The organism is Ardenticatena maritima, from assembly GCF_001306175.1.
Taxonomy (GTDB): domain Bacteria; phylum Chloroflexota; class Anaerolineae; order Ardenticatenales; family Ardenticatenaceae; genus Ardenticatena; species Ardenticatena maritima.
In genome coordinates, this window is sequence record NZ_LGKN01000009.1 from 182,842 (window position 1) to 194,733 (window position 11,892).

11 protein-coding genes are annotated in these 11,892 nt (G+C 59.5%); 3 read left to right on the forward strand and 8 right to left on the reverse strand.

Features of this window, described 5'->3' with window-relative positions; translation table 11 throughout:
* The first annotated feature begins 62 nt into the window (after positions 1-62).
* The 3 genes from SE16_RS13710 to SE16_RS13720 all read left to right on the forward strand — a co-directional run bounded on the left by SE16_RS13710 (position 63) and on the right by SE16_RS13720 (position 2,466).
* Positions 63-1,118 (forward strand): M42 family metallopeptidase, encoded by a 1,056-nt coding sequence (locus tag SE16_RS13710; RefSeq protein ID WP_054492722.1) that lies wholly within the window; start codon positions 63-65, stop codon positions 1,116-1,118.
* Positions 1,119-1,213: 95 nt separating this feature from the next.
* Complete coding sequence (locus SE16_RS13715) at positions 1,214-1,912, forward strand: YqjF family protein (RefSeq protein WP_054492721.1); 699 nt, start codon at positions 1,214-1,216, stop codon at positions 1,910-1,912.
* 62 nt (positions 1,913-1,974) lie between these two features.
* On the forward strand, positions 1,975-2,466 hold the full coding sequence (locus SE16_RS13720; protein ID WP_054492720.1) for a TspO/MBR family protein: 492 nt from the start codon (positions 1,975-1,977) through the stop codon (positions 2,464-2,466).
* Positions 2,467-2,630: 164 nt separating this feature from the next.
* Here the strand turns inward: SE16_RS13720 and SE16_RS13725 are convergent, their stop codons facing one another.
* The 8 genes from SE16_RS13725 to SE16_RS13760 all read right to left on the reverse strand — a co-directional run bounded on the left by SE16_RS13725 (position 2,631) and on the right by SE16_RS13760 (position 11,804).
* Complete coding sequence (locus SE16_RS13725; RefSeq protein ID WP_060687741.1) at positions 2,631-3,185, reverse strand: restriction endonuclease; 555 nt, start codon at positions 3,183-3,185, stop codon at positions 2,631-2,633.
* Positions 3,182-3,853: a pseudouridine synthase gene (locus tag SE16_RS13730; protein ID WP_054491696.1), complete on the reverse strand. Its 672-nt coding sequence runs from the start codon at positions 3,851-3,853 to the stop codon at positions 3,182-3,184. Before SE16_RS13730 ends, SE16_RS13725 begins: the two co-directional genes overlap by 4 nt.
* A gap of 3 nt (positions 3,854-3,856) precedes the next feature.
* On the reverse strand, positions 3,857-4,834 hold the full coding sequence (locus SE16_RS13735; protein ID WP_054491697.1) for an SDR family NAD(P)-dependent oxidoreductase: 978 nt from the start codon (positions 4,832-4,834) through the stop codon (positions 3,857-3,859).
* An 80-nt stretch (positions 4,835-4,914) separates the two neighbouring features.
* Positions 4,915-6,894, reverse strand: coding sequence for a sulfate adenylyltransferase subunit CysN (cysN, locus tag SE16_RS13740; RefSeq protein ID WP_082373806.1), 1,980 nt, complete (start codon positions 6,892-6,894; stop codon positions 4,915-4,917).
* Between the two features lie 50 nt (positions 6,895-6,944).
* Complete coding sequence (cysD, locus tag SE16_RS13745; protein WP_054491698.1) at positions 6,945-7,856, reverse strand: sulfate adenylyltransferase subunit CysD; 912 nt, start codon at positions 7,854-7,856, stop codon at positions 6,945-6,947.
* Between the two features lie 84 nt (positions 7,857-7,940).
* Positions 7,941-9,263, reverse strand: coding sequence for a nucleotide sugar dehydrogenase (locus tag SE16_RS13750; protein ID WP_054491699.1), 1,323 nt, complete (start codon positions 9,261-9,263; stop codon positions 7,941-7,943).
* Positions 9,260-9,730 carry a low molecular weight protein arginine phosphatase gene (locus tag SE16_RS13755; protein ID WP_054491700.1) on the reverse strand — a complete coding sequence of 157 codons (471 nt, stop codon included), beginning with the start codon at positions 9,728-9,730 and terminating at the stop codon, positions 9,260-9,262. Before SE16_RS13755 ends, SE16_RS13750 begins: the two co-directional genes overlap by 4 nt.
* A gap of 1 nt (position 9,731) precedes the next feature.
* Positions 9,732-11,804 (reverse strand): C25 family cysteine peptidase, encoded by a 2,073-nt coding sequence (locus SE16_RS13760; RefSeq protein ID WP_161804554.1) that lies wholly within the window; start codon positions 11,802-11,804, stop codon positions 9,732-9,734.
* Positions 11,805-11,892: the final 88 nt, after the last annotated feature.

Sequence of the window (11,892 nt, forward strand, 5' to 3'; positions counted from 1 at the left end):
CACAATACCATACAAAACCGTTAGCCGTTCTAAGTTTTCAATCTCACAGAGTGGAGGCACGTATGGACGTCAAACTCAATGAAGAATTTTTGAAACGCCTGCTGGAAGCCATTGGTCCAAGCGGTTTTGAAGACGACGCCGCGCAGGTCTGGATGGAAGCGGCGCAGACCTTTGCCGACCGCGTCGAACGCGATACGCACGGCAACACCTACGCGACCATCAACCCCGGCGGTTCGCCCCGCCTGCTCCTCGCCGGCCACCTGGACGAAATCGGCCTCATTGTGAACTACATTGACGAAAAAGGGTATGTGTACGTGAAGGGGCTTGGCGGTTGGGACCCGCAAGTGCTGATTGGGCAACGGGTACGCTTCAAGGGGCTGCAAGGCGATGTGATTGGTGTTGTCGGGCGCAAAGCCATTCACCTGCTGAAAAGCGAAGAACGCAAAAAAGCCGTGGAATTGAAAGATTTGTGGATTGATATCGGCGCAAAAGATGGGGACGAAGCCAAGCAATACCTCGAAGTTGGCACCATTGGCGTCATCGAACAGCCGGTGGTGCAGGTGTTGAATGGGCGCGTGGTTTCGCGTGCGCTGGACAACCGCATCGGCGCGTTCACCGTGCTGGAAGCCCTGCGCCACATGAAAGCCAACGGGGTCACCGCCGAAGTGACAGCCGTTGCCACCGTGCAGGAAGAAATCGGCTTGAAAGGCGCGTTCACCTCGGCGTACCGCCTCAACCCCGACACGGCGCTGGTGGTGGACGTGACACACTGCACCGACCAACCGGGCATCAGCAAGAAAGAATCGGGCGAATCGCCGCTCGGTTCCGGCGCGAACCTGACGGTCGGTCCGCAAATTCACCCCAAAGTGTTGCGCCGCCTGCGCGACCTCGCCGAAGAGCACGCCGTGCCCTACACGCTCACCGCATCCACCCGCTACACCGGCACCGACACCGACGCCATCTTCATCACCCGCGAGGGCATTCCGGCGGCGCTGCTCTCCATCCCGAACCGCTACATGCACTCACCCAGCGAAATGGTGGACCTGCACGATGTCGAAGCCGTTGTGAAACTGATGACACTCTACGCCCTCAACCCCGTGACGGATTTAGTACGCTAATTGACGCGGTATTGAACGCCGTTCACAATCAAACCTGGTGGGGCTTTGCGCTCCGCCAGGTTTTTGCTTTTGAGAACCATTTGCGAGCGCATCTTATGCAACTCCCGTTGACGATGTATCAGGAATGGCACCAACTGCTGTTCGCCCATTGGCCTGTGCCGCCTGAGATGCTCCGCCCACACATTCCTGCGGCGCTCAGGCTCGAAACGTTTGACGGCGTGGCGTGGATTGGCGTCGTGCCGTTCCACATGCGCAACATTCATTTGCACGGCGGTATCCCGCTGATTGGGGCGCATGCTTTTGCCGAGTTGAACGTGCGCACCTACGTGCGGCACGGCGACCATGCGGGGGTCTGGTTCTTCAGTCTGGACGCCGCCAGCCGCCTGGCGGTATGGGGCGCGCGGCGCTTCTTCCACCTGCCCTACTTCTACGCCGACATGCACACCCACCGCGAAGGGGAAACCGTCGTCTATCGCAGTCAGCGCCGCGATGCACGCGGGCACCCCGCCCGCTTCGTTGCCACGTATGCCCCAAGCGGTGCACCATTCCAGGCGACGCCGGGAACGCTGGAACACTTTCTCACAGAACGCTACTGCCTTTTCGCCGCCGACAATCACGGGCGACTGTATCGGGGCGATATTCGCCACACACCCTGGCCGCTCCAACCCGCCACAGCCACCATCTCCGAAAACAGCATGTGGCTTCCCGAATGGCAACGCCCGACGCAAGCGCCCTTGTTGCACTACGCCGAGCAATTGCATGTGGAAATTCTGCCGCTGGTGCGCATTTCCTGATGACAAGGCGGCACGCCTGGCTATGATTGAAACCAACAACTTACTCAGAGGAGGAATCGCACATGTCTATCCAACGCTTGGGGTCATTGGTGCTTGCCTTGCTGGCGCCATTTACCGCAGCCGCACTCGGCGGCTTTGCCACCGCACGCAACGTGAAAACCTGGTATCCGACCTTGCGCAAACCCCGCTGGAACCCGCCCGCATGGCTCTTTGGTCCCGTCTGGACGCTTCTCTACACGGCAATGGGGATTGCTTCCTGGCTCGTCTGGCAAAAGCGCCCAAACGCTCCGGAAACCAAAACAGCATTGACGGTGTACGGTGCGCAGTTAGGCTTGAATGCGCTCTGGTCGGTGCTCTTCTTCGGTCTTCGACGCCCTGCATGGGCATTTGCGGAAATTGTGGCGCTCTGGCTCGCCATTGTCGAAACCATACGCCGCTTCTGGGCGATTGATTCTCGCGCAGGGGCTCTTTTGCTGCCCTATCTGGCATGGTCGAGTTTTGCCGCCATCCTCAACGCAACCATCTGGCGGCTCAACCGCACACGCTCCACATAGGCGCACACCTCGGTCAGCGCAAAATCTGTCAGCCGCATGACGCCTTCGCGCCACATGAGCCACATGTGCAGATAGGACGTTCTCATGCGGTCACGTTCTATCCAGATGGCGGGCGAGTATTCTGGAAACAAGTGCCCCGCCACCTTGTCCGCGCTACTCGCGCGCTACCCACCCATTCGCTCGCGGCTTTTCCAGGGCGACGGCAACTTGTTGGCTTGCAAGTACGCTTCTAACTCCTTGCCGTCCACAATCGCAATGGGGTAGCCGTTGCGGGTAAATTCGGCGGCTTCGCGGTGCAAGGCTTCGGAAACGCGCCCTGTGGTGAAAAAGAAGCCCTTGTCCGCTTGCTCGCGCACCATGACGCCATAAAATTCGCGCACCAGCGAGGCAGGGACAGCGCGCTTGTAGCGTTTGCACTGCGCAATCACGTAGCGCCCATCCTTCCAACCCCGAATGTCAACACCGCCATCGCCGCTTCCCCCAACCACTTCGGTTTGGTAGCCCCATGCTTCCATCAGGCGCGCGCACAAATGCTCGAACTCTTCGGGCGACATCTTGAAAACGCTTTGCGTGCGCGGTTTTGGGCGGCGCGAACGGCGTTTGCGTCCCCGCCGTCCCCAACGGCGGCGCAAGCGGTCCCACCAGCCCCGCAAACGCCACGCCCCCCATGCGCTCCCCGTGCCAACCAGCACCAACACCGCAATGTCCCACGCACTCATGACGAACGCCCCCGCTGTTGGCGTTGTTGGCGTCGTTTGCGGCGCGACCGCGAGGCGTTGCGCCGTTTGGCGGCTTCGGTGACATACTCGCGCAAGGTCTGCACTTCTTCGGGGGTCAGTTCACGCCACGCGCCGGGCGGCAAATCCCCCAATTCAAGCGGACCAATCGCCACGCGCACCAGGCGCAACGTGGGATACCCCACCGCCGCCGTCATGCGGCGCACCTGGCGTTTTTTGCCTTCGGTGATGGTGATTTTGAGCCACGACGTCGGCACGCTTTTGCGCTCGCGAATGGGTTTACGGCGCGGCCAGAGGTCGGGCGGTTCAGGCAACCGTTCCACCTGCGCGGGGCGCGTTTTGTAGCCCCCCTTGATGACCACGCCCCGCCGCAACTGGTCAAGCGCTTCATCAGTCGGTATCCCTTCCACCTGCACCAGGTAGGTTTTGCTGTGCCGATACCGTGGATGCGTGAGGCGATGGCTCAGTTTGCCGTCGTTGGTCAACAACATCAGCCCCTCGCTGTCATAATCGAGCCGCCCCGCAGCGTACACATCAGGCACGGGCACGTAATCCGCCAGCGTTTCGCGCCCGGCATTGTCGGGATCAGTGAAACTGGACAACACACCGTAGGGCTTGTTGAAGATGATGTAGCGCTTTTGCTCCGCCATGCCTCAAACACCCGTCTCAATCTGCGACGCCCAGTCTCGGTTTTCCTGATACCATCGCACCAAATTGGCGACCCCTTCCTCAAACGAGGTGTGCGGACGCCAACCGAGCAAACGTTCGGCTTTGGAGATGTCCGCCCATGTAGCGCGCACATCCGCCGGGTGCGCCTCGCGGTGCACCAGTTGCGCCGGTCGCCCCACCAGACGCTCCACCAGCCGAATGGCGTCCATAAGCACCACGGGGGTATCAGAACCGAGGTTGATAATCTCGTAGCCCAGTGGGCGCAAGGCGGCAATCGTGCCGCGTGCAATGTCGTCCACGTAGGTGAAATCGCGGGATTGCTGACCATCGCCAAAGACCACCACCGGCTTGCCCTCGGCAATCCACTGCACAAAGCGGAACAGGCTCATGTCGGGGCGTCCAGCGGGTCCATACACGGTAAAGTAGCGCAAAATGCTCACATCAATGCCGTAAAGGTAGTGGTAGGTGTACGCCATCACTTCGGCGGCTTTTTTGGAAGCCGCATAGGGCGAGAGCGGCGAGTTGGTATCGGCGTCCTCGCGATAGGGCATTGGGTTGTGCCGCCCATACAGGCTGGATGTGGACGCCAGCACAAATTTGCCCACGCCATGCTGGCGGCACAGTTCCAGCAAGTTCAGCGTCCCCGTGGCGTTCGTTTCCATGTACACCCACGGATTGCGTACCGACTGCCGCACGCCCGCCCGCGCCGCCAGATTGATGACGGCGTCGAAACGGTGCGCTTCAAAGAGGCTTTGTAGCGCGGCAAGGTCGCCAATATCGGTATGCGTGAAGGAAAAAGCGTTGTGCGGCTGCAATTGTTGGAGCCGCCACTGCTTCAAGCGCACGTCGTAGGCGTCGTTCAAATTGTCCACACCAACAACGGTGTGTCCTTCCGCCAGCAATCGCGCGGCGACATTGGCGCCAATGAAGCCAGCCGCGCCGGTGACAAGATATGTTCCCATGTTTCCCCCATGTTCAAAAGATAAGAAAACCTGCCAGGCCAAAAGCGACCTGACAGGTTTTGATTGAAATCAGCAAAATGTCAAGCCTGGGATGGCGTATCATCAGGCGGCGGCACAATCCCGACGCGCACCAATTCTTGCAAGATGGTTTCGACAATCTCGTCCACGCTTTGCAAGTCAGTTTCGACAACCAGTTCGGGCGAGCGCGGTTCTTCGTAGGGCGCATCCACGCCCGTGAAGTTCTTGATTTCGCCGCGCAGTGCCCGCGCATACAACCCCTTGGGGTCGCGCCGCTTGCACACCTCAACATCGCACTTCACATAGACCTCGAAGAAGCGCCCCGACGGAATGAGCGAGCGGGCAAATTCGCGGTCGCGCTCGTAGGGGGAGATGAAGGACGCCAGCACCACGTTGCCATGCTCAAACGCCAGGCGCGCCACTTCGGCGGCGCGGCGAATGTTTTCGGCGCGGTCTTCGGGCGTGAAGCCCAAATCGCCGTTCAAGCCGTGGCGCAGATTGTCGCCGTCAATGAAGAAGGTGTGCACGCCCATCTCGAACAGGCGGCGTTCCAGCGCTTTGGCCACGGTTGATTTGCCCGAACCGGACAACCCTGTGAACCAGAGCACAGCGGCTTTGTGGCCTTTCAGGCGTTCGCGCATTTCGCGCGTCAGTGCGCCGCTTTCCCACACCACATTTTGCGAGACGGGACGGCGCACCGTCACCGAGGGGCGTTCTTCTTCCACCAAATCGTCCACGTCGCGCGTCATATCGCGAATCATGCCGCCGGCAACCGTGCGATTGGTGAAGGGGTCAATGAGAATGAAAGAGCCGGTGGCGCGGTTTTTGTCGTACGGGTCGAAGAAGAGCGGTTGTGTGGTGGTGAGTTGCACACGCCCAATATCGTTCAGGTGCAACGTCTCGGCGTCCATGCGGTGCATCGTATCCACATCAATGCGGTAGTTCACGTTGGAAATCAACGCTTTGACCGTGCGCGTGGTGTGTTGCAACCAGTACGTGCGACGAGGGTCGAGCGGTTCTTCATCCATCCAGCAGATGATGGCGTCCAGACGGTTGGACTTTTGCGGCAAATTGTGCACGCGCACAATCATATCGCCGCGGCTGATGTCAATCTCATCTTCAAGTGTCAGCACCACCGAATCGCCCGCCACGGCTTCTTCCAGTTCTCCATCGAACGTGACGATGGACTTGACGCGCGTGGTCAACCCCGACGGCAAAATGGCCACTTCTTCACCGGGGCGAATACGCCCTGAGGCAATCTGCCCGGCAAAGCCGCGAAAGTCCTGGTTGGGGCGAATGACGTACTGCACGGGGAAGCGAAAATCCACAAGGTTGCGCGTGGCGCCCACGTTGACGGTTTCGAGATGGTGCAACAGCGTTGGACCATCGTACCAGGGCATGTTGGCGCTTTTGTGCACCACGTTGTCGCCATGAAGCGCCGAAATGGGGATGAACACGACATCTTGCACGCTGAGTTTGGCGGCAAATTCGTTGAATTCCGCCATGATGCGTTCGTACACATCACGCGAATAGTCCACCAGGTCCATCTTGTTGATGGCAATCACCAGGTGGGGAATGCGCAAGAGCGTCGAGATGAACGTGTGGCGCTTGGTCTGGGTGACAATGCCTTTGCGGGCATCCACCAGGATAATGGCGAGTTCAGCCGTCGAAGCGCCGGTGACCATGTTGCGCGTGTACTGAATGTGTCCAGGTGTGTCGGCGATGATGAATTTGCGCTTGGGCGTCGCGAAGTAGCGATACGCCACATCAATCGTGATACCCTGCTCACGCTCGGCACGCAAGCCGTCCATGAGCAGCGCCAGTTCCATAGAGGGGTCGCCGCGCGATTGGCTGGCGCGTCGGGCGTCGTCGAGTTGGTCTTCAAAAATTTGGCGCGTATCGTACAACAACCGCCCAATGAGCGTGCTCTTGCCATCGTCTACACTGCCCGCTGTTGAGAAGCGCAACAGTTCGACAACTTCGGTCGCCGCAGAAGGCGTTTCAAGGTCGGTTTTGGTTTCAGGCTGGTACTCAATCGTCATGGGTTTCCTCTTCTTTGCGTCCATTTTCCACTGTTGCCAAAGCGTTTTGGTCAGAAGTATCCCTGGCGCTTGCGGTCTTCCATGGCGGCTTCGGAGACCTTGTCGTCGGCGCGCGCGCCGCGTTCAGTCACCCGTGCGGTCGCCACTTCAAGGATGATGTCGTCAATGGTCGTGGCGTTCGACTCCACCGCCCCCGTACAGGTCATATCGCCAATCGTGCGGAAGCGCACCGTTTTTTCGGCCACTTCTTCGCCGGGCAACGGTTGCACAATATCCGACACCGCAAGCCAGACGCCCAATCGGTTGACCACTTTGCGCCGATGTGCGAAATAGAGGCTGGGCAATTCAATTCCCTCGCGTTTGATGTACATCCACACATCGAGTTCCGTCCAGTTGCTGAGGGGGAACACGCGAAAATGCTCGCCGGGCCCCTTGCGCCCATTGTAGAGCGTCCAGAGTTCGGGGCGCTGGTTCTTGGGGTCCCACTGCCCAAACTGGTCGCGGTGCGAGAAGAAGCGCTCTTTGGCGCGGGCTTTTTCCTCATCACGCCGTGCCCCACCGATAGCGGCGTCAAAGCGAAATTCGGCGATAGCGTCCAGCAGGGTGACGGTTTGCAAGGCGTTGCGCGACGCGTACGGTCCCGTCTCTTCTTTGACGCGCCCCTGGTCAATGCTGTCCTGCACATAGCGCACAATCAGGTGTGCGCCAATGTTCTCAACCAGGCGGTCGCGAAATTCAAGCGTTTCGGGGAAGTTATGTCCGGTGTCAATGTGCAACAGCGGAAACGGAATTTTGCCGGGGTAGAAAGCCTTGCGCGCCAAATGCACCAGCACAATCGAATCTTTGCCGCCCGAAAAGAGCAAGACCGGGCGTTCAAACTGCGCGGCAACTTCGCGCATCACGTAAATGGCTTCGGATTCGAGTTGCTGCAAATGCGTTCGGCGGTAACTTGTGGTCGGCATAGGGTTCCTCTTCTCGTTTTTTCTTTCGGGCTTATCAATGAAAAACGGGCTCCCATGTTTCAGGGTCGCCCGTCCTTGGCGCATCTACGCCACATGGCGCGTATCAATTAACACTCGTGCGCGGCGACGAATCATCGCCCAGTCGTAGGTGCTGTGGTCGGTCACAATGACCACACAATCAGCGGCATCCAACGCCGCGTCCAGGTCGGGTTCACACGTCAGGTCAATGCCGTCGTACAACACGCGCGGCACGTGTGGGTCATGGTACATGACGTGCGCCCCCTTGGCTTGCAACAAATGGATGATATCGAGAGCGGGAGATTCTCGCAAATCGCCCACGTCGCGCTTGTAGGCCACGCCAATGATGAGAATACGGCTTCCCCGCACCGGTTTGGCAACATCGTTCAACGCATCCTGCACCTTCTGCACCCAGTAGGCGGGCATTGAGGTGTTGATTTGCGTCGCCAGGTCAATGAAACGGGCGTGGTAGTTGAGCGTTTTCAGTTTCCAGGAAAGGTAGAGCGGGTCAATCGGCAAGCAGTGCCCGCCCAACCCGGGTCCGGGGGTGAATTTCATGAAGCCAAAGGGTTTTGTGGCGGCGGCTTCGATCACTTCCCACGCATCCAGCCCCAGTTTATCACACATCAGCAACACTTCATTGACCAGGGCGATGTTGACAGCGCGGAACGTGTTTTCGAGCAATTTCACCATTTCGGCGGTTTCGGTGTTGCTGACCGGCACAATCGTCTGGATGGCTTGCTCATACAACGTGCGCCCCACATCCAGGCAATCGGGCGTCACCCCACCCATGACCTTGGGGGTGTTTTCGATCGTCCAATCTTTGCGCCCCGGGTCTATGCGTTCAGGCGAAAAACAGACAAAGACATCGCGCCCTACCTGAAGCGTGGGCACATGCGCCGTCAACGCCGGCACCACAACTTCGGTGGTTGTCCCTGGGTAGGTGGTGCTTTCGAGCACGACGAGCATCCCAGGGTGCAAATAGGTTGCCACCTGTTCCACAGCAGCGGTGATGTAGGAGATGTCGGGGTCGCCGGTTTTGCTGAGCGGGGTAGGAACGCAGATGATCGCCGCCTGCACATCGCGCAGCACATCAAAGCGCGTTGTCGCCTGAAAACCGCCCCTCTGGGGCATGGACGCATGCCCGCCAGCCGGCACAGGTTGGCGCAAAAGGGCGCGCAGGTGCTCGTGGGGGATATCCTCGACGTAGGAAACGCCCTGTTGCAACAGCGCAACCCGTTCTTCGTTGACGTCAATGCCAATCACCTCAAAGCCGGCGCGGGCAAACGCCAGCGCCAGCGGCAATCCCACATAGCCCAAACCAATCACGGCCAGCGTTGCATCGCGCTGACGAAAACGGTTCATCAATGCTTGTTTGGTCGTGTTCATTGTGCATGCCCCTTTGCATGTTCAATGATGGCGGAAAGGCCGTTGCGGATAAACATGTCAATATCGCGTGCGGTTTCACGGTAGCGTTCAAGCGACTGCCCCACGGGGTCGGCAATCTCCACGGGGAAGCCCGACATCTCACTCAGCATGAAGGTTTTGTCGCGCGCTTCGGCAAATTCGACGAGCAAGGCTTCTTTGTGCCCGCTTGTCATCGTCAGCACCAGGTCGGCGCGCGCCAGCATCTCAGCCGTCACCTCGCGCGAACGGTGTTGGCTGATATCCAGACCATACTCGCGCATCACCTGCACACTCTTATCGGTGGCGGGAATACCGTTGCGCGCCTGCGTCCCCGCCGATTCAACACGCCAATCGGCATAGCCGGCGTCGGCGAGGTGCTTGCGCAGCAAGGCTTCCGCCATGGGTGAACGGCATTGGTTCGCGGTACAAATCACCAAAATCGTCGGCATCTTACCCTCCAGAAGCCGTAGCGGTTTCGTCAAAGAGACGCAACGCCGGATCGCCCAGCAACAAAAAGGTGTTGAGCACATCTTGGACGCCGGTTTGTACCACCGGCACGCCTTCACCTTCACTTGATTGCGGCACGGCGCTTTGCTGTGCCGCCAACAGAAGTTCGCCCAGGGTAGCATAGCGGCGTTCCGCCAAAAAGGTTGCCAATGGGTTGGAAAGGAATTGCTGGTCGCTCGGCAAGGTCAGGCTCGTAGGCGCAAGGGCGGCCACAATGCCGCCATCCGGTTGCCAGAGCAAGGTTTCCGTCAGGGATTCAACCTCAGGATGAATGAAGAAGCCCGTGAGACAGGTGAAGTTGAGGAAGACGGGCAAGGTGGCGTTGCGCAATTGTTGCGCATCGTCCACGTCGAAAATGTGGTCACGCCCCCATTGGGTGACGCTGCCATGCCCAAAGTAGGCGGTAATGAACGCGCCTTCGTTCAAGCGTTCGAGCAAGGGGGCGTCGGCATTGGGAGTGTCGGGCGGCGGCGTGTAGAGGTCGGTCTGGTAGGCGGTTTGTATCCGGTCGAGAAAGGCTTGCGCATCATTGGCGAAACTCGGCTCGCGCCCATCGGCAACAGCCAGAACACGCGGCGTGGTTGCCGCCACATGTGTTTCCTCAAAGCGGATGGTCTTCTCCACAAGCGTGCGCACTTGTTCAGGCGTGCGCGCCGGAATACGGCCGACGGCAATATCAGGCGCGGGGTCGTCATCCACATTGGCAAAGGGTACGTCCGTGGCGGTTTCTCCCCCGTACACCGTCCAGGTGAGGAAAGTCGGCAGACGGTTTGCCTCTGGTGGCGCGATATAGCCGCGCATGTCATATGTCGCATCGCCGACCAACACCAGGAAACGCGGCGCAGGCGACCAATGGTCAACAGCGTAGCGCACAAATTCGCGGATGGGTTCGGGTTCAGGCAAACCGTTGCCAAATTGGTCGTAGATGGCTTCAACCGGGACAGCCAACGGGGTGAGCCCCTGGGAACGGCGATGGTCGAGCAAGGGTTGGAGCGCATCGAGCAAATCCTGAGGTCCAACGGCCACGTAGTCGGCGCCGGTCAACGCGCGCAAGTCGGGTTGCACTGCCAGCGGTGTGATTCGCATGGGGGCGCGCGCCATTTCCAGAGTTGCCACCGCGTAGCGATGGTCGGCTTCCACGCGGAAGGTGAGGGTTTGCCCATCATGCTGCACGCCTTCCAGGCGAGACGGCGGCGCGGTGCTCAGGTCGAGCACCAGCGGGGTTCCGTCAACGCCTTCAACTTGCACCACACCCGCCTGGGTTGGGGTGAAGAGCAGCGGCGCTTCATTCAGCACAAACCGACGCGGGTACGCCAGCATGATGGTGTTCACATAGACAATGTCGGCGATGACGTCAAGGTCGCCGGGCAATTCCACGCGCACGCTGTTCTCACCAGTGCGCACCGTTCCCGCAGGAAGAGCGCCTCGGAGCGTGTAGGCACCCTTGCCGTCCCACGACGCTTCGGCCACAAGTGTATCGTTGATGAAGAGGCGCACATGATGGTCGGGCGACAAGGTGGGGGCGTCAGTCACCGCATGGAGTGTGAGTTCCGCCCAACCTTCAGCCTCCGGCACGACGGCGTCCGCCTGGAATGTGGTTTCAAGCGTGTTGGGAGCGGGCAAATACGCCCAAAACCAGTGGTCGCCTTCCTGGATTTCGGGTTCGTAGAGGGTGTTTTCTTCCAAAGAGAGCGTGTGCAGGTAGAAGGGCACCGACGCCCCGGCATCGGGAGCGGCATCCTGCGCGGGGAAGGTGAGAGGTGTGCCGTCGAACGTGAGCCGATAGACGTTTGCGGCGCTGTACCGGCTGGTTGATGGTTCTCCCCAGAAGTAGAGCCGTCCTTGTTCAAAAAGGGTCGGAATTTGCCCATCGGGGCTTTGCACGACTGCGCCCTGCGCGCCGTCGGCTATCTCCACCACGTAGAGGCCTTCTTCGGCGAGGAACAGTTTCTGCGGGGTTTGTGTCACCACGCCCGCAGAAGAGCCGGCAGATTCGGGCGCCGATGTGTTCGACACCGTATTCGTCTCGGTTGTTGAAGAATTGGCACGACAGGCAAGGCTGAACCAACTTGTCAACAAGACGATGAGCACAACAGAACGAACG

Coding starts and splice junctions, on each gene's coding strand:
- SE16_RS13710 (WP_054492722.1), top strand. CDS start 63: ATGGACGTCAAACTCAATGAAGAATTTTTGAAACGCCTGCTGGAAGCC.
- SE16_RS13715 (WP_054492721.1), top strand. CDS start 1,214: ATGCAACTCCCGTTGACGATGTATCAGGAATGGCACCAACTGCTGTTC.
- SE16_RS13720 (WP_054492720.1), top strand. CDS start 1,975: ATGTCTATCCAACGCTTGGGGTCATTGGTGCTTGCCTTGCTGGCGCCA.
- SE16_RS13725 (WP_060687741.1), bottom strand. CDS start 3,185: ATGAGTGCGTGGGACATTGCGGTGTTGGTGCTGGTTGGCACGGGGAGC.
- SE16_RS13730 (WP_054491696.1), bottom strand. CDS start 3,853: ATGGCGGAGCAAAAGCGCTACATCATCTTCAACAAGCCCTACGGTGTG.
- SE16_RS13735 (WP_054491697.1), bottom strand. CDS start 4,834: ATGGGAACATATCTTGTCACCGGCGCGGCTGGCTTCATTGGCGCCAAT.
- cysN (WP_082373806.1), bottom strand. CDS start 6,894: ATGACGATTGAGTACCAGCCTGAAACCAAAACCGACCTTGAAACGCCT.
- cysD (WP_054491698.1), bottom strand. CDS start 7,856: ATGCCGACCACAAGTTACCGCCGAACGCATTTGCAGCAACTCGAATCC.
- SE16_RS13750 (WP_054491699.1), bottom strand. CDS start 9,263: ATGAACACGACCAAACAAGCATTGATGAACCGTTTTCGTCAGCGCGAT.
- SE16_RS13755 (WP_054491700.1), bottom strand. CDS start 9,730: ATGCCGACGATTTTGGTGATTTGTACCGCGAACCAATGCCGTTCACCC.